This window comes from Pseudomonas mandelii (genome assembly GCF_900106065.1).
GTDB classification, from domain to species: domain Bacteria; phylum Pseudomonadota; class Gammaproteobacteria; order Pseudomonadales; family Pseudomonadaceae; genus Aquipseudomonas; species Aquipseudomonas mandelii.
The window spans coordinates 6,865,717-6,882,619 of record NZ_LT629796.1; the positions used below are offsets into that span (position 1 = coordinate 6,865,717).

The following is a 16,903-nucleotide window of genomic DNA, read 5'->3' on the forward strand; positions in this document are numbered from 1 at the left end:
ATCAGCTCCTCAGACCCGGCCCAGGGCAAAGCCCTTGGCCACGTGGTTGCGAACAAACCAGATCACCAGCATGCCCGGCAGGATGGTCAACACCCCCGCCGCTGCCAGCACGCCCCAGTCGATGCCCGACGCCGAGACCGTGCGAGTCATCACCGCCGCGATCGGCTTGGCATTCACCGATGTCAGCGTTCGCGCCAGCAGCAGTTCGACCCAGGAAAACATAAAGCAGAAGAACGCCGTGACGCCGATCCCGGAACCAATCAGCGGGACGAAAATCTTCACGAAGAACTTGGGGAAACTGTAGCCGTCAATGTAGGCGGTCTCGTCGATTTCTTTCGGAACGCCGGACATGAAGCCTTCCAGAATCCAGACCGCCAACGGCACGTTGAACAGGCAATGAGCCAGCGCCACGGCGATGTGCGTGTCGAACAGACCAATCGAGGAATACAGCTGGAAGAACGGCAACAGGAACACCGCCGGCGGCGCCATGCGGTTGGTCAGCAGCCAGAAAAACAGGTGCTTGTCACCGAGAAAGCGGTAGCGCGAGAACGCGTAAGCCGCTGGCAACGCCACGCTCAGGGAAATGATCGTGTTCAGGCTCACGTAGTACAGCGAGTTGAGGTAGCCGTTGTACCAGCTCGGATCGGTGAAGATCACCTTGTAGTTGGCGAAGGTGAAATCCTGCGGAAACAGCGTCAGACCGCCGAGGATTTCAGTGTTGCTCTTGAAGGACATGTTCAGCAGCCAGTAGATCGGCACCAGCAGGAACAGGATGTAGATCAGCAACGGAATAAGCTTTCTCTTGCTCATGGCGGACCTCAGCGGTTGGCGTCAGAGTGAGTCATGGCGGTGTAGAACAGCCAGGACACCAACAGGATGATCAGGAAGTACACCAGCGAGAAAGCCGCCGCCGGGCCGAGGTCGAATTGCCCTACGGCCATCTGGGTCAACGTCTGACTCAGGAAGGTCGTGGCATTCCCCGGACCACCGCCCGTGAGGACGAAGGGCTCGGTGTAAATCATGAAACTGTCCATGAACCGCAGCATCACGGCGATCAATAGCACGCTCTTGAGCTTGGGCAACTGGATATGTCGGAAAACTGCCCAGGCCGAGGCCCGATCAATCCGCGCCGCCTGGTAGTACACGTCCGGAATGGCCCGCAAACCGGAAAAGCACAACAGCGCCACCAGCGACGTCCAGTGCCAGACGTCCATCACCAGCACCGTGACCCAGGCGTCCATGGTATTGGCCGCATAGTTGTAGTTGATGCCCATGGCCTTGAGGCTGGCACCGAGCAGACCGATGTCGGCCCGACCGAAAATCTGCCAGATGGTGCCGACCACGTTCCACGGAATCAGCAGCGGAATCGCCAGAATGATCAGCACCAGCGATGACCAGCGGCCCTTGGTCGGCATGGTCAGGGCGATGGCGATGCCCAGCGGGATTTCGATCAGCAGCACGCAGCCGGAATAGATGAACTGGCGCAGCAGCGAGTCGTGCAGCCGTGGGTCGAGCAACACCTGTTTGTACCAGTCGGCACCGACGAAGTAGCGGCTGGACTGGTCGAAGATGTCCTGCACCGAGTAGTTGACCACGGTCATCATAGGGATCACCGCACTGAACGCCACCAGCAGAAACACCGGCAGGACCAGCCACCAGGCCTTGTTGTTCTGCACCTTGTTCATGGCTGCACCTCCAGAAGGTAATCGTCCGCATAGACCATCAACCACTGCGCCGGGAAGCTGATCCAGGCCGTGCCTTCCGGTACCGGTTTGTCTTCGGCCAGGCGCACTTTCAACGGCGCACCGTCGAGGTTCAGGGTCATGATCTTGTAGGTGCCGAGGTCTTCGACGTGTACGACTTGTGCCTGCATCGCGTCATCGAACGGCTCGTCCCACACGTGCACGAACTCCGGACGGATGCCGACCTTCAGGGTTTTCCACTCGGACTCGGCGATGCGTTTCTGTTGTGCGTCGGATAAAGGCAGATGCGTCGAAGCAAAACCGACGCCGCCCGGTTGTGGCTGCACCTCGATCAGGTTCATCCCCGGGCTGCCAATGAAATAGCCGACAAAGGTGTGGGTCGGCCGCTCGAACAATTCGCGCGGGGTGCCGAATTGCACGATCTGGCCGCCGTACATCACCGCGATCTTGTCGGCGAATGTCGACGCTTCGAGTTGATCGTGGGTGACGTAGACCATGGTGATGTTGAACTGCTCGTGGATCTGCTTGAGCTTGCGCCGCAGTTTCCACTTCAGGTGCGGGTCAATCACCGTCAGCGGTTCATCAAAGAGGATGGCCGAAACGTCGTCGCGGACCAGTCCACGGCCCATCGAGACTTTCTGTTTTTCGTCGGCGGTGAGGTTGCGCGCCTTTTTGCTCAGCAGCGCCTGGAGGTCAAGGACCTCGGCAATTTCCTGCACCTTGCTGTGAATTTTCGCCTCGGCCATGCCCTGATTGCGCAGCGGAAACGCCAGGTTGTCGAACACCGTCATGGTGTCGTAGACCACCGGAAACTGGAAAACCTGGGCGATGTTGCGCTTTTCGGGAGTCAGGTCATTGACCACTTTGCTGTCGAACAGCACTTGGCCCTGGGACGGGCTGAGCAACCCGGAAATGATGTTGAGCAGCGTCGACTTGCCGCAGCCCGAAGGCCCGAGCAAGGCATAAGCACCGCCCTGTTCCCAGACGTGGTCCATCTCGCGGATCGCGTAATCCTCGGGGCCGGTCGGCGTGCTGGTGTAGCTGTGGGCGAGGTTCTGCAAACGGATTTCGGCCATCAGGCAACCCTCGCGATGCGGCGACCGGGCGCCTGGACCAGCCGCCCCTGCGCATCGAATACAAACAGTTTATGGGTCGGGATATAGATGCGGATCGGCGCGTCGACGTCGTATTCGTGGACGCCGGGCAAGTGCAGCACCAGCAGGAAATGCTCGTTGCGCACGTGCAGGAAGGTTTCCGAGCCGCTGATCTCGGCGACCTCGACGGTCACCGCGAGTTCGAGGTCATCGTCGTTGCTCGGCACCAGTGAGATATGGCTTGGGCGCACGCCAAAACGGAACTCGCCCTCGCCCACCGGGCGCAAATCGACGTTCAACGGGAAGTGCACAAAATTGGCGAAGCTCACTTCGTTACCGGCAATCCGTCCCGGCATCAGGTTGATCGGCGGCTCGGAGAACAATTCGGCAGCCAGCACGGTTTTTGGCTGGTGATAGACCTCGGAGGATTTACCGCTCTGGACCACCCGGCCTTCGTGAAGAATGGTGGTGGTGCCGCCCAATGCCAGTGCTTCGTTGGGTTCGGTGGTGGCGTAGATGGCGATGGTGTGCCGGGCCTTGAACAGCTCGCGCATTTCCTGGCGCAGTTCTTCGCGCAACTTGTAGTCGAGGTTCACCAGCGGCTCGTCGAACAGAATCAGCTCGGCATCCTTGACCAACGCCCGGGCCATCGCGGTGCGCTGCTGTTGGCCGCCAGAAAGCTCCAGCGGATAGCGCTTGAGGAATTTCTCGATGCGCAGCATCTTCGCGGTTTCCAGCACTTTGCTCTGGATCAACTCGTTGGAGACACCGCCCTGGCGCAATGGCGAAGCGATGTTGTCGAAGACGGTCATGGTCGGGTAGTTGATGAACTGCTGATAGACCATCGACACGTTGCGCAAACGCACCGGGCGTTGTGTGACATCGACACCGTTCATCAGGATCCGGCCGCTGTCGGGCTTGTCCAGGCCCGCCATCAGGCGCATCAGACTGGTCTTGCCGGACAGCGTGCGCCCGAGCAAAACGTTGAAGGATCCGGGTTCGAAACTCAGGCACGCATCGTCGATCCAGGTCTGGCCCTCGACGGTACGGCTGACGTGCTCCAGGGTTAATGACATGGCTCGGCCTTTTTATTATTTGGAGTCAAGCGACCCAGGCTGTAGAGCGAGTTTCATGCCAGAAAATGCAACCTATTGATCTGCTTTGAAAATGTTTGAAGTGATGACAAATCAACGTTCGTTGCTGAACAGAAATGAACAACGGCGACTGAACAATTGAACAATCCAGCCGTTGACAATGAACAATAGTGAACAACACTCTACGGATGCTTTTTGCCTTCCCGCGAGCAAAAACCTGTGGGAGCGAGCCTGCTCGCGATAGCGGTGGATCATTCGACATCAGTATTGACTGACCCACCGCTATCGCGAGCAGGCTCGCTCCCACAAGGGAATACCTATAACAACAATAAAAGCGTTATTCAGAGGCTGACTGTCATGGCCGCACCTGCCCCCGTTTTGTCCCACGACACCATCATCCAGGACTCCTGGTCCCGTTGCCGCGCGTTCGGCCTCAATCATCAAAGCGCACCGGCGTTCGATCAGTTGCCTGCCGATGGCATCGCCCAGTTGCTGGAAAGCCAGCATTCGCTGGTGCAGACCACGCACCAGGAAGTCCTGCCGTATTACGAAAACATCCTGAGCAATTCCAACTGCCTGATCATGCTCGCCGACAATCAGGGCCAAGTGCTGACGTCCTGGGGCACCCAGCGCTTCATCGAGCCGAGCCTGACCCGCGGCTTTAGCGCCGGGGCCAGTTGGATGGAGCGTTGCAGCGGCACCAACGCCATCGGCACCGCCCTCGCCTGCGAGCAGGCCGTGCACATCGAGCACGATGAGCATTTCCTCAAGGCCAACCGCTTCATGACCGGTTCCGCCGCGCCGATTTTCGATGCCGAGCGCAAGGTAATCGCGGTGCTGGACGTGTCCAGCGACAGCTACCTGCCGCCGTCCCACACCCTTGGCATGGTCAAGATGATGAGCCAGACCGTGGAAAACCGGCTGATCCTCAACCTCTTTCACGGCCAGCATTTTCAACTGACCTTCAACACCGGGCTGAACAACCTCGACAGCCAATGGGCCGGTTTGCTGATCTTCGATGAAACCGGCCAGGTGCTGTCGGCTAACCGCCGGGCAGACAATCTGCTGGGGATCAGCCTGTCACGGGTCAGTGTCGAAAGCCTGTTCAAGGTGTCGTTGCTGGAGTTGCTGAACCAGCCGGAAGGCCTGCCTTTTGCGTTGCAAGCCTCCGGGCGCAACCGTTTTCAATGCCTGTTGAAGCGGCCGAAACAGGTGTCGATTCAGGCTCGACTGTTTTCTGAGGCCAAGAGCGCGCAACCGGCGGCGACCATGCCCGCCACAATCAGCCTCAGCACCTTGCATTTCGGCGACAGTCGCGTGGAAAAAGCCGTGCGCCAGGCCGAGCGCTTGCTGGAAAAAGATATTCCGCTATTGATCCACGGTGAAACCGGGGTCGGCAAGGAGGTCTTCGTCAAAGCGCTGCATCAGGCCAGTTCGCGAAGCAAACAACCGTTCATTGCCGTCAACTGTGCAGCGATCCCCGCCGAACTGGTGGAGTCCGAGCTGTTTGGCTACGAGAAAGGCGCATTCACCGGCGCCAATCAGAAAGGCAGCATCGGACTGATCCGCAAGGCCGACAAAGGCACCCTGTTCCTTGATGAAATCGGTGACATGCCATTGCCGACACAAGCTCGCCTTCTAAGGGTCTTGCAGGAACGGTGCGTGCAACCGGTGGGCAGCAGCGAGTTGTTCCCGGTGGACATCCGCATCATTTCCGCGACCAACCGTTCGTTGCGCGAGCAAGTGCAGCTCGGGCGGTTTCGCGAGGACCTTTATTACCGAATCGGCGGTTTGACCCTGGAATTGCCGCCGTTACGGGAACGCACCGACAAACAGGCGCTGTTCAAGCGCTTGTGGGAACAGCATCGCGAGCCATCGCAGTGGGCCGGGTTGAGCCGTGAGGTGATGGAGTTGTTCGGCCGTCATCCGTGGCCGGGGAATTTAAGGCAGGTCAGCAGCGTGATGCAGGTGGCGCTGGCCATGGCCGAAGAACAACCGGTGCGGCCGGAGCATTTGCCGGATGATTTTTTTGTCGATCTGGAGATGGAGCCGGTGGATTCGCCGGAACCGCTGGCGGTGGATTTGAATGATGCCGAGGATTTGAACCGGTTGTTGCAGGCGGCTGGGGGGAATATCTCGCACCTCGCCCGGCGTCTTGGCGTTAGCCGCAATACTCTTTACAAGCGGTTGCGCCAGGCTGATTGACGAGTGAGCAGTCGTGGCTGGGGCCGGCTGGAGACCCTTCGCGGGCAAGCCTCGCTCCTACAGGGGCGCGTCGTTCGCCAATATTGTGTACGACGCGACCTTGTAGGAGCGAGGCTTGCCCGCGAAGGCGCCAGATCAAACACCACATAACCTCGCGGACTGCCCAAAAACAAAAACCCGCACAAGGCGGGTTTTGTTTTGCGGCATTCGAAGCAGTCAGTCAGCCAACCGCCAGGTCGTGCCGCCCTTCCCGTCTTCCAGCACCACGCCCATCGCGGTCAACTGGTCGCGGATACGGTCGGACTCAGCCCAGTCCTTGTTGGCACGGGCAGTCAAACGCGCCTGAATCAGCGCATCAACCTCAGCCGCATCCACGCGCCCTTCAGCGCCGGCCTGCAAGAAGTCATCGGCCTCAAGCTGCAGCACGCCCAGCACGCTGGCCAGTTCCTTCAAGCGCGCCGCCAAACCTGCCGCCGCATTGAGATCGCTCTCGCGCAGACGGTTGATCTCGCGAACCATCTCGAACAGCACCGCGCAGGCTTCCGGCGTGCCGAAGTCGTCGTTCATCACCTGGGTGAAACGCTCGACGAAGGCTTCACCGCCAGCTGGCGCCACGCTCGGCAGGCCTTTCAACGCATGGTAGAAACGCTCGAGTGCGCCTTTGGCGTCCTTGAGGTTGTCTTCCGAATAGTTGATCGCGCTGCGGTAGTGGCTCGACACCAGCAGGTAACGCACGACTTCCGGGTGGTACTTTTCCAGCACGTCGCGAATGGTGAAGAAGTTGTTCAAGGACTTGGACATCTTCTCGCCATTGATGCGAATCATGCCGCAATGCATCCACGCGTTGGCGTAGGTCTTGCCGGTGGCCGCTTCGCTCTGGGCGATTTCGTTTTCGTGGTGCGGGAATTCGAGGTCGCTGCCGCCGCCATGAATGTCGAAGGTCTCGCCGAGGCAGCAGGTCGACATCACCGAGCACTCAATGTGCCAGCCCGGACGCCCGTCGCCCCACGGCGAAGGCCAGCTCGGCTCGCCCGGCTTGGCGCCTTTCCACAGCACGAAGTCCAGCGGGTCCTGCTTGGACTCGTCGACTTCGATCCGCGCGCCGATGCGCAGGTCTTCGATTTTTTTGCGCGACAGCTTGCCGTAGCCCATGAACTTGGCGACGCGGTAATACACGTCGCCATTGCCCGGAGCGTAGGCGTAACCCTTGTCGATCAGGGTCTGGATCATGGTCTGCATGCCAGCGATGTGATCGGTGGCCCGCGGCTCCATGTCCGGCTTGAGGATATTGAGGCGCGCCTCGTCCTCATGCATCGCGGTGATCATGCGTTCGGTCAGCACGTCGAACGGTTCGCCGTTCTCCTTGGCCCGATTGATGATCTTGTCTTCAATGTCGGTGATGTTGCGCACATACGTCAGGTTATAACCGCTGAACCGCAACCAGCGGGTCACCAGGTCGAACGCGACCATGCTGCGGCCATGGCCAATGTGGCAGTAGTCGTACACGGTCATCCCGCAGACGTACATGCGCACATTGTTGCCATCCAGCGGCTTGAAGACTTCTTTGCTCTTGGTGAGCGTGTTGTAGATCGTAAGCACTTTAGTTTCCTTGAATCACTGGCCCCACGAATCACGCAAGGTCACGGTACGGTTGAATACCGGAGCACCTGGTTTCGAGTCCTTGATATCCGCGCAGAAGTAACCTTCGCGCTCGAACTGGAAACGGTCTTCCGGCTGTGCATTGCCCAGCGAGGGTTCAGCACGACAACCGGTGAGGACTTGCAGCGAGTCAGGGTTGATGTTGTCCAGGAAACTGGCGCTGTCTTCGGCCTTCTCAGGGTTCGCAGAGCGGAACAGGCGATCGTACAGACGCACTTCGCACTCGACGCTGGCCGCGGCCGGCACCCAGTGCACCACGCCTTTGACCTTGCGGCCTTCAGGGTTCTTGCCCAATGTTTCCGGGTCGTAGGAGCAACGCAGTTCGACGATGTTGCCCTCGGCGTCCTTGATCGCTTCGTCGGCGCGGATCACGTAGCTGCCGCGCAGACGCACTTCGCCGTTCGGCTCCAGGCGCTTGTAGCCTTTCGGCGGCTCTTCCATGAAGTCTTCACGGTCGATGTAGATCTCACGGGCGAACGGCAGGACGCGCATGCCCATGTCTTCTTTCGGGTGGCACGGCAGTTCGAGGTTCTCGACCTGGCCTTCCGGGTAGTTGGTGATCACGACTTTCAGCGGACGCAACACGCACATGGCGCGCGGGGCGCTGTGGTCGAGGTCGTCACGGATGCTGAATTCGAGCATGCCGAAGTCGACCACGCCGTCGGAACGGTTGGTGCCGACCATTTCGCAGAAGTTGCGGATCGATTTCGGCGTGTAGCCACGACGACGGAAGCCCGACAGCGTGGACATGCGCGGATCGTCCCAACCGAAGACGTGCTTTTCATCGACCAGTTGCTTGAGCTTGCGCTTGCTGGTGATGGTGTAGTTCAGGTTCAGACGGCTGAACTCGTACTGGCGCGGTTTTGCCGGGACCGGCAGGTTCTCGAGGAACCACTCGTACAGCGGACGGTGGCTTTCGAACTCCAGGGTGCAGATCGAGTGAGTGATGCCTTCGATGGCGTCCGACTGACCATGGGTGAAGTCATAGTTCGGGTAGATGCACCACTTGTCGCCGGTCTGGTGGTGATGGGCGTGACGGATGCGGTACATGATCGGGTCGCGCAGGTTCATGTTCGGCGAGGCCATGTCGATCTTGGCCCGCAGCACGCGTGCGCCGTCCGGGAATTCGCCGGCACGCATGCGGGCGAACCAGTCGAGGTTTTCTTCCACGGAGCGATCACGGAACGGGCTGTTCTTGCCCGGTTCGGTCAGGGTGCCGCGGTATTCCTTGGCCTGTTCAGGGCTCAGATCGTCGACGTAGGCCTTGCCGGCCTTGATCAGCTCGACGGCCCAGTCGTGCAACTGGTCGAAATACTGCGAGGCATAGCGCACTTCGCCGGACCATTCAAAGCCCAGCCATTTGACGTCGCTTTCGATCGCGTCGATGTATTCCTGGTCTTCCTTGGCCGGGTTGGTGTCGTCGAAACGCAGGTGCGTGACGCCGCCAAATTCCTGGGCCAGGCCGAAGTTCACGCAAATCGACTTGGCGTGACCGATGTGCAGGTAGCCGTTGGGCTCAGGCGGGAAACGGGTGACGATCTGCGTGTGCTTACCCGAGTCCAGGTCCGCCTGGATGATCGGGCGCAGGAAATTGACCGGCACGGCAGGGCCGGTCTTGGAATTCGAGGTAGGGTCGACAGTGGGCTTGCTCATAGGATCCTTGAACGTACAAGTGCGCGGCCAGTTGGCCAAATCAAAGCGGCTGTTAAAACAAAGGGGCTTATCATAGCCGATGCCGTCAAGTCGCTGACAGAGCAGGCCCGAAAACGGGTGCATTTAATCGGATGCAAATGAAAAACAGCCTCGAAATTCGCGCCCGGCACGCTAAACTGCGCACCTTGGCCGACATTGGCCGGACCGGTTGAGGGCTTAAATGCCCCGAAACCCACGAATTCATTGAATGAGTAGTAATCATGACCAAAGTCAAACTGACCACCAACCATGGCGACATCGTCCTGGAACTGAACGCTGAAAAGGCACCGCTGACCGTTGCCAACTTCATCGAGTACGTCAAAGCCGGTCACTACGAAAATACCGTTTTCCACCGCGTCATCGGTAACTTCATGATCCAGGGCGGCGGTTTCGAGCCAGGCATGAAAGAAAAGAAAGACAAGCGCCCAAGCATCCAGAACGAAGCCGACAACGGCCTGCCGAACGACAAGTACACCGTCGCCATGGCCCGCACCATGGAGCCGCATTCGGCATCCGCCCAGTTCTTCATCAACGTGGCTGACAACAGCTTCCTGAACCACAGCGCCAAGACCACTCAGGGCTGGGGCTACGCGGTATTCGCCAAAGTCGTTGAAGGCACCGACGTTGTCGACAAGATCAAAGGTGTTTCCACCACCATGAAATCCGGCCACCAGGACGTGCCAGCAGAAGACGTGATCATCGAGAAAGCCGAGATCATCGAAGCGTGATACTGCTGATTTCAGACTTGCATCTGGAAGAGGAGCGCCCGGACATCACCCGGGCGTTTCTGGATTTGCTCGCCGGACGCGCCCGCTCGGCGAGTGCGTTGTACATTCTGGGCGACTTTTTCGAGGCGTGGATTGGCGACGATGCCATGACGCCGTTCCAGCGTTCCATCTGCCAGGCCCTGCGCACCCTTAGCGACAGCGGCACGGCCATATTTCTGATGCACGGCAATCGCGACTTCATGCTCGGCCAGGCCTTCTGCAAACAGGCCGGCTGCACGTTGCTGAAGGACCCGAGTGTCGTGCAGTTCAACGGCGAGCCGGTGCTTTTGATGCACGGCGACAGCCTCTGCACCCGCGACGAAGCTTATATGAAGCTGCGTCGCTACCTGCGCAATCCGATCACCCTGTTCATCCTGCGGCACCTGCCGTTGCGCACGCGGCATAAACTGGCGCGCAAACTGCGCAGTGAAAGCCGGGCCCAGACGCGGATGAAGGCCAATGACATCGTCGATGTCACGCCGGACGAAGTGCCGCGGATCATGCAGGAATTTGGCGTAAAAACCTTGATCCATGGGCACACCCATCGCCCGGCCATCCACAAGTTGCAGATTGGCGAGCAAGCGGCCAAGCGCATTGTGCTGGGGGATTGGGACCGTCAGGGCTGGGCGTTGCAAGTGGATGAGCAAGGGTTTGCCCTCGCCCCCTTCGACTTCGCCCCACCGCCACAACTCGCAGCCCCCACGAACTAAAAGGCCACCACAGACCCCATTGTGGGAGCGAGCCTGCTCGCGAAGGCGGTGTGTCAGCTGAGATAGATGTTGACTGAGAGGACGCTATCGCGAGCAGGCTCACTCCTACATTTTTGATCTTCATGAGACGCAAATCCTGTGTCGCCGACAATACCCTGTGGGAGCGAGCCTGCTCGCGATGGCGGTGTGTCAGTTGAGATAGATGTTGACTGACAGGACGCTTTCGCGAGCAGGCTCGCTCCCACATTTTTGATCTTCATGAGACGCAAATTATGTGTCGCCGACAATACCCTGTGGGAGTGAGCCTGCTCGCGAAGGCGGTGTGTCAGTTGAGATAGATGTTGACTGACAGGACGCTTTCGCGAGCAGGCTCGCTCCCACATTTTTGATCTTCATGAGACGCAAACTCTGTGTCGCCGACCATACCCTGTGGGAGCGAGCCTGCTCGCGAAGGCGGTGTGTCAGTTGATATAGATGTTGACTGACAGGACGCTTTCGCGAGCAGGCTCACTCCCACTTTTTTGATCTTCATGAGACGCAAATTCTGTGTCGCCGACCATACCCTGTGGGAGCGAGCCTGCTCGCGATGGCGGTGTGTCAGTTGAGATAGATGTTGACTGACAGGACGCTATCGCGAGCAGGCTCGCTCCCACATTTTTGATCTTCATGAGACGTAAATCCTGTGTCGCCGACAATACCCGGTGGGAGCGAGCCTGCTCGCGAAGGCGGTGTGTCAGTTGAGATAGATGTTGACTGACAGGACGCTTTCGCGAGCAGGCTCGCTCCTACTTTTTGATCTTCATGAGACGCAAATTATGTGTCGCCGACAATACCCGGTGGAGTGAGCCTGCTCGCGAAGGCAGTGTGTCAGTTGAGATAGATGTTGACTGACAGGACGCTATCGCGAGCAGGCTCGCTCCCACATTTTTGATCTTCATGAGACGTAAATCCTGTGTCGCCGAAAAATGCCCTGTGGGAGTGAGCCTGCTCGCGATGGCGGTGTGTCAGTTGAGATAGATGTTGACTGACAGGACGCTTTCGCGAGCAGGCTCGCTCCCACAGGGGAATATGTTTGGCTTAGTGGCCGGAGGCCGCCGGCCCCGCCTTCGCCGCAAACGGCGGTTTCGCCAGCCACACGATCACGATCAAGCCCATGAATGCCCAACCCAGCAACGTGAAGTAATCCACGGTGGAGAGCATGTATGCCTGACTGGTCAGCACATGATCCAGCTGCGCATACGCCGGGTTGCTCGGCCCGCCCAGGGCATTCAGTGCCTCGCGTGTCGCCGGCTCATAAGTGCTGATGCTTTCGCTCATATAGGCATGATGCTGATCCGCCCGACGAATCCAGATCCACGTGGTCAGCGACGCCGCAAAACTGCCGCCCAAGGTCCGCAGGAACGTTGCCAGGCCCGCGCCATCGGCGATCTGGCTCGGTGGCAAGTCGGACATCAGAATGCTCAAGGTCGGCATGAAGAACAGCGCCACGCCAATGCCCATGAACAATTGCACCAGCGCGATGTGCTGGAAGTCCACTTCGTTGGTAAACCCGGCGCGCATGAAGCAGCTCAGGCCAATCGCCAGGAACGCCAGTCCGGCCAGCAGCCGCAGGTCGAACTTGTGCGCGTACTTGCCGACAAACGGTGACATCAGCACCGGCAGAATCCCGATTGGCGCCACCGCCAGCCCCGCCCACGTTGCCGTGTAACCCATCTGGGTTTGCAGCCATTGCGGCAGGATCAGGTTGATGCCAAAGAACCCGGCGTAACCCAACACCAACACGATGGTGCCGATGCGGAAGTTGCGATACGCAAACAGCCGCAGATTGACCACCGGGTGCTTGTCGGTCATTTCCCAGATCACGAACACCGCCAGCGCGACCACTGAAATCGCCGCGCCGATGAGGATGAAGTTCGACTCGAACCAATCGAGGTCATTGCCCTTGTCGAGGATCACCTGCAACGCCCCGACGCCGATGATCAAGGTGATCAGCCCGACGTAGTCCATCGGCTGGCGGCTGGTTTCCACCGGACGCGCCTTGAGTTGCTGGCGCACCACCATCACCGCGAAAATGCCAATCGGCACGTTGATAAAGAAGATCCACGGCCAGCTGTAACTGTCGGTAATCCAGCCGCCGAGGATCGGACCGGCAATCGGCGCCACCACCGTGACCATCGCCAGCAATGCCAGGGCCATGCCGCGCCTGGCCGGCGGATAGACCGCGATCAGCAGCGTCTGGGTCATCGGGTACAACGGACCGGCGACCAGGCCTTGCAACACCCGGAAGCCAATCAGCTCTGGCATCGAGGTCGAGATACCGCAGAGAAACGAGGCCAGCACAAACAAAATGGTCGCCCAGAGAAACAGCTTCACCTCGCCAAACCGGCGGCTGAGCCAGCCGGTCAGCGGCAGCGCAATCGCATTGCTCACCGCAAACGAAGTGATCACCCAGGTGCCCTGCTCCGAACTCACGCCCAGGTTGCCGGAAATCGTCGGCAGTGCCACGTTGGCGATGGTGGTGTCGAGCACCTGCATGAAAGTCGCCAGCGACAGGCCGATGGTGCTGAGCAGCAGGCTGGGCGGCGTGAAAGACGCGTTATTGCTCATCGTGAATCCCTTGAAGCTGGGCAGGCGCGGCGCCTTTCAAAGGGCGCCGCTGACCCTGTGGGAGCGAGCTTTTGTGGCGAGGGAGCAAGCTCCCTCGCCACAAAATCTCGCTCCCACAGGGGAGGTATCAGCGCTGGACGGTTTTACTGGCCGCCGCGCTGTTGTCGTGGATCAACTGAGTGATCATCGCGTCGGCCTCGGCCAACTGACGGTCGTAGACGTTGGTGCTGAAGGACGCCTTTTGCGGCGGCTGTTGCGCCAGCACCGGGCCGCTCTGATCGCGCAGGTTCACATCGACCTGAGTCGACAGGCCGACCCGCAATGGATGCTTGGCCAGTTCTTCGGCGTTGATGTGAATCCGCACCGGCACCCGCTGCACGATCTTGATCCAGTTACCGGTGGCGTTCTGCGCCGGCAGCAAGGCAAACGCGCTGCCGGTACCGGCGCCGAGGCTGTCGATGGTGCCGCTGAACTTCACGTCGCTGCCGTAGAGGTCGGCTTCGATATCCACCGGTTGGCCGATGCGCATGTCACGCAGCTGGGTTTCCTTGAAGTTGGCGTCGATCCACAGCTGATCCAGCGGAATGACCGCCATCAGCGCCGTGCCCGGCTGGACCCGCTGGCCCAGTTGTACCGAGCGTTTGGCCACGTACCCGGTGACCGGCGCGATCAAGGTGCTGCGGGAATTGTTCAAGTAGGCCTGACGCAATTGCGCGGCCGCCGCCATCACGTCCGGGTGCGACGAGACCACGGTGTCATCCACCAAGGCGCTGGTGGTTTTCAGTTGCTGTCTGGCGTTGGCCAGGGCGTTTTGCGCCGAGGTCAGGTCGTCGCGAGCGTGGGACAGCTCTTCCTGGGAAATCGCCCCGCCAGCGGCGAGGTTTTTCCGGCGATTGAAGTTGTCCTGAGCCTTCTGTACTTCCGCCTGCTGGGCGTTGACCTGGGCTTTCATGCCGTCGACGTTGCTGTACAAACCGCGCACCTGACGCACGGTGCGGGCCAGGTTGGCCTGGGCACTTTGCAGACCGACCTGGGCGTCGTTCGGGTCGAAATTGATCAGCACCTGGCCTTCATGGACCAGGTCGCCATCATCCGCGCCAATACTGACCACAGTGCCGGTGACCAGCGGGGTGATTTCTACCACGTTGCCGTTCACATAGGCGTCGTCGGTGCTTTCATTCCAGCGCCCGTAGAATTCGTGATATCCCCAGACGGCGACACCGGCGAGGATCACCACGATCGCGAGCACCACCAGCATGACTTTGCGTTTGCGCGGGTTGCTGGTGTCAGGAGTGTTGTCAGGGGTTTGTGTGTGTTCTGCAGTGGCCATGACCAATACCTTGAATTAATTGTGCTGCGTGGCTGGGAGTGCGTTGGCTGCGGTCAGGGTTTCGCCCTGGAAGCCGCCGCCCAGCGCCTGCATCAGTTGGATCGACAGGTCGATCTGCTCGGCATTCAGGTTGGCCAGCTGGCGCTGGGCCTGGAGCAATTGCTGCTCTATGCTGAGCACGTCCAGGTAGTTACCGATGCCGGAACCGTACCGCTGGACCACGGTGTTGTAAGAATCCTGGGCAATGTCGGTGGCGTGTTGCTGCGCCCCGATCTGCCGGCCGATGTCGCGCAACTGGTTGATGGTGTCACTGACATCACCCAAGGCTTTCACCAGGCTTTTGTTGTACTGCGCCACCGCGAGGTCGTAATCGGCGTCGCGGGAATCGAGGTCGGCACGCAAGCGGCCGCCGTCGAAAATCGGCACGGAGACAGTCGGCGCAACGTTAAAGAAACGGCTGGCCGAACCAAACATCGCATCCCCCAGCAACGACTCGGCACCGGCCGCGGCGCTCAGGTTGAGGTTGGGGTAGAACTGGGTCTTGCCGGCGGCGATGTTCTTGCTCGCGGCCTCGACCCGCCAGCGCGCGGCGACCAGGTCTGGACGACGACCGAGCAGCTCGGCCGGCAACACCGACGGCAACGCCACGGCGCTGGCTTGCAGGATCTTCGGCCGGGCGATTTCATTGCCGCGATCCGGGCCTTTGCCGAGCAGCACGGCCAAGGCGATTTTTGCGCTTTGCAGGCGTTTTTCGGCGTCGATCAGGCTCGCTTCGGAGCTGGCTTCCAGGCTTTCGGTTTGCTGGAACTGGTATTGGCTGTCGATCCCCGAGCTCAGGCGGCGCTGGCTCAGTTCAAGCATTTGTTTGGTGCGCTTGAGGTCTTCATTGGCCAGGTCATAGACGATGTGCGCCTGCCCCAGGTCGCTATAGGCTCGGGCGACGTCGGCGGACAAGGTCAGCTGCGCGGCCTGCTGATCGACTTCCGCCGCACGGGCCTCGCCCAATGCAGCTTCCCAGGCATCCCGCTGACCGCCCCAGAGGTCGAAGTTGTAATTGAAACTGGCGCCGATGTTGCGCACGGTGGAATACGTACCGCCCTGCCCGCTCGGGTCTTGATCTCGTGCCAGGCGCGAACGGCTGACTCCGGCGCTGGCATCGAGGGTCGGCATCCGCGCGGCATCGGCGGCATACGCGGCGGCGCTGGCCTGGTGGGCGCGGGCGTCGGCGATCTGCATGTCGGGGCTGTCGTGCAGGGCTTCGCGGATCAGGCCATCGAGTTGCGGGTCACCGAGGCTTTTCCACCAGTCGCTTTTCGGCCAGGCCGCGGGCGACAGAGTCACGCCGCTGAGGGATTGCCCGGCCTTGAGGTTTTTCGCATCAAGGCTGACGCCTTCGGTGTTCAGGCCGCTGTAACTGGCACAACCGGCCAGGGTCATGGCCGCCAGCACCAGGCTCAGGCCGGCACGCAGCGTTTTACTGCTCATTTGTCACCTACCCGCAGCAAGGTGATCGAGTCACCGGCTGCCACAAGGATTTTCTTGAGGATCTGCTCCAGGGTTTTCAGCTCATCCGGGGTGATCGCGCCGGCCAGTTCATTCATGGCGTCGGCGCCGATCTCCGGCAGACGGTCGGTCAATTGCTGGCCTTGCTCGGTGAGCACCAGTTGCACCTGACGGCGATCCGCTTCGGAACGTTGGCGGGCGAGGAAACCTTTCTGTTCCAGACGATCGAGCATGCGAGTCATCGAACCGCTGTCCAGCGACAGGTGACGGCACAGCTCGGCCGGGGTATCGACGCCGAACTGGGCCATGATGATCAGCACTTTGAACTGCGCGGCGGTGATGCCGTGGGGCTCCATGTGCGTGTCGATGATCCGGTCCTTGAGCAGCGCAGCGCGCCCGAGCAGGAGGCCGAGATGGCACGTGTGGAATTCGTCTGGGGTGAAGTGTTTCATCTGGCCACCAATTAGCTGCCTAGGCAGAGAATGTATGACAAGATGTTACTGCCTAGGCAGCGAATGTCAACGTAATAGTTAGGAAGC

Annotated in this window: 13 protein-coding genes; 3 read left to right on the forward strand and 10 right to left on the reverse strand. The window is 59.9% G+C overall.

Annotated features, from left to right (window positions below; all coding sequences use genetic code 11):
* Window positions 1-9 precede the first annotated feature (9 nt).
* Genes BLU63_RS31875 through BLU63_RS31890 form a run of 4 tightly spaced genes read right to left on the reverse strand, consistent with a single transcriptional unit; the run spans window position 10 to window position 3,873 of the window.
* Window positions 10-810: a carbohydrate ABC transporter permease gene (locus tag BLU63_RS31875; protein ID WP_010458825.1), complete on the reverse strand. Its 801-nt coding sequence runs from the start codon at window positions 808-810 to the stop codon at window positions 10-12.
* An 8-nt stretch (window positions 811-818) separates the two neighbouring features.
* Window positions 819-1,685, reverse strand: a complete 867-nt coding sequence (locus BLU63_RS31880; RefSeq protein WP_010458824.1) for a carbohydrate ABC transporter permease — start codon at window positions 1,683-1,685, stop codon at window positions 819-821.
* Window positions 1,682-2,779, reverse strand: coding sequence for an ABC transporter ATP-binding protein (locus BLU63_RS31885; protein WP_077748734.1), 1,098 nt, complete (start codon window positions 2,777-2,779; stop codon window positions 1,682-1,684). Before BLU63_RS31885 ends, BLU63_RS31880 begins: the two co-directional genes overlap by 4 nt.
* Entirely contained in the window at window positions 2,779-3,873 is a 1,095-nt protein-coding gene (locus tag BLU63_RS31890; protein ID WP_010458822.1) for an ABC transporter ATP-binding protein, read from the reverse strand. Before BLU63_RS31890 ends, BLU63_RS31885 begins: the two co-directional genes overlap by 1 nt.
* Window positions 3,874-4,248: 375 nt before the next feature.
* Here BLU63_RS31890 and BLU63_RS31895 point away from each other — a divergent pair, with 375 nt between their 5' ends.
* Complete coding sequence (locus tag BLU63_RS31895) at window positions 4,249-6,096, forward strand: sigma-54-dependent Fis family transcriptional regulator (RefSeq protein ID WP_083377174.1); 1,848 nt, start codon at window positions 4,249-4,251, stop codon at window positions 6,094-6,096.
* A gap of 216 nt (window positions 6,097-6,312) precedes the next feature.
* On the opposite strand, the gene cysS is transcribed toward BLU63_RS31895, so the two are convergent.
* Window positions 6,313-7,695 carry a cysteine--tRNA ligase gene (cysS, locus tag BLU63_RS31900; protein WP_010458820.1) on the reverse strand — a complete coding sequence of 461 codons (1,383 nt, stop codon included), beginning with the start codon at window positions 7,693-7,695 and terminating at the stop codon, window positions 6,313-6,315.
* Between the two features lie 15 nt (window positions 7,696-7,710).
* Entirely contained in the window at window positions 7,711-9,408 is a 1,698-nt protein-coding gene (locus BLU63_RS31905) for a glutamine--tRNA ligase/YqeY domain fusion protein (RefSeq protein ID WP_010458817.1), read from the reverse strand.
* Between the two features lie 260 nt (window positions 9,409-9,668).
* On the opposite strand from BLU63_RS31905, the gene BLU63_RS31910 reads away from it, so the two are divergent.
* Window positions 9,669-10,175 carry a peptidylprolyl isomerase gene (locus tag BLU63_RS31910; protein ID WP_077748732.1) on the forward strand — a complete coding sequence of 169 codons (507 nt, stop codon included), beginning with the start codon at window positions 9,669-9,671 and terminating at the stop codon, window positions 10,173-10,175.
* Window positions 10,172-10,924 carry a UDP-2,3-diacylglucosamine diphosphatase gene (gene lpxH / locus BLU63_RS31915; protein WP_077748731.1) on the forward strand — a complete coding sequence of 251 codons (753 nt, stop codon included), beginning with the start codon at window positions 10,172-10,174 and terminating at the stop codon, window positions 10,922-10,924. The genes BLU63_RS31910 and lpxH overlap by 4 nt, the downstream gene beginning before the upstream one ends.
* Window positions 10,925-12,001: 1,077 nt before the next feature.
* Here the strand turns inward: lpxH and BLU63_RS31925 are convergent.
* From BLU63_RS31925 to BLU63_RS31940, 4 genes are all read right to left on the reverse strand, one after another.
* Window positions 12,002-13,531 (reverse strand): DHA2 family efflux MFS transporter permease subunit, encoded by a 1,530-nt coding sequence (locus tag BLU63_RS31925; RefSeq protein WP_077749769.1) that lies wholly within the window; start codon window positions 13,529-13,531, stop codon window positions 12,002-12,004.
* Window positions 13,532-13,658: 127 nt separating this feature from the next.
* On the reverse strand, window positions 13,659-14,861 hold the full coding sequence (locus tag BLU63_RS31930; protein ID WP_083377176.1) for an HlyD family secretion protein: 1,203 nt from the start codon (window positions 14,859-14,861) through the stop codon (window positions 13,659-13,661).
* A gap of 15 nt (window positions 14,862-14,876) precedes the next feature.
* Window positions 14,877-16,346: an efflux transporter outer membrane subunit gene (locus tag BLU63_RS31935; RefSeq protein ID WP_083377177.1), complete on the reverse strand. Its 1,470-nt coding sequence runs from the start codon at window positions 16,344-16,346 to the stop codon at window positions 14,877-14,879.
* Complete coding sequence (locus tag BLU63_RS31940) at window positions 16,343-16,816, reverse strand: MarR family winged helix-turn-helix transcriptional regulator (protein ID WP_010458806.1); 474 nt, start codon at window positions 16,814-16,816, stop codon at window positions 16,343-16,345. Before BLU63_RS31940 ends, BLU63_RS31935 begins: the two co-directional genes overlap by 4 nt.
* Window positions 16,817-16,903 lie beyond the last annotated feature (87 nt).

Coding starts and splice junctions, on each gene's coding strand:
- BLU63_RS31875 (WP_010458825.1), bottom strand. CDS start 810: ATGAGCAAGAGAAAGCTTATTCCGTTGCTGATCTACATCCTGTTCCTG.
- BLU63_RS31880 (WP_010458824.1), bottom strand. CDS start 1,685: ATGAACAAGGTGCAGAACAACAAGGCCTGGTGGCTGGTCCTGCCGGTG.
- BLU63_RS31885 (WP_077748734.1), bottom strand. CDS start 2,779: ATGGCCGAAATCCGTTTGCAGAACCTCGCCCACAGCTACACCAGCACG.
- BLU63_RS31890 (WP_010458822.1), bottom strand. CDS start 3,873: ATGTCATTAACCCTGGAGCACGTCAGCCGTACCGTCGAGGGCCAGACC.
- BLU63_RS31895 (WP_083377174.1), top strand. CDS start 4,249: ATGGCCGCACCTGCCCCCGTTTTGTCCCACGACACCATCATCCAGGAC.
- BLU63_RS31905 (WP_010458817.1), bottom strand. CDS start 9,408: ATGAGCAAGCCCACTGTCGACCCTACCTCGAATTCCAAGACCGGCCCT.
- BLU63_RS31910 (WP_077748732.1), top strand. CDS start 9,669: ATGACCAAAGTCAAACTGACCACCAACCATGGCGACATCGTCCTGGAA.
- BLU63_RS31925 (WP_077749769.1), bottom strand. CDS start 13,531: ATGAGCAATAACGCGTCTTTCACGCCGCCCAGCCTGCTGCTCAGCACC.
- BLU63_RS31930 (WP_083377176.1), bottom strand. CDS start 14,861: ATGGCCACTGCAGAACACACACAAACCCCTGACAACACTCCTGACACC.
- BLU63_RS31935 (WP_083377177.1), bottom strand. CDS start 16,346: ATGAGCAGTAAAACGCTGCGTGCCGGCCTGAGCCTGGTGCTGGCGGCC.
- BLU63_RS31940 (WP_010458806.1), bottom strand. CDS start 16,816: ATGAAACACTTCACCCCAGACGAATTCCACACGTGCCATCTCGGCCTC.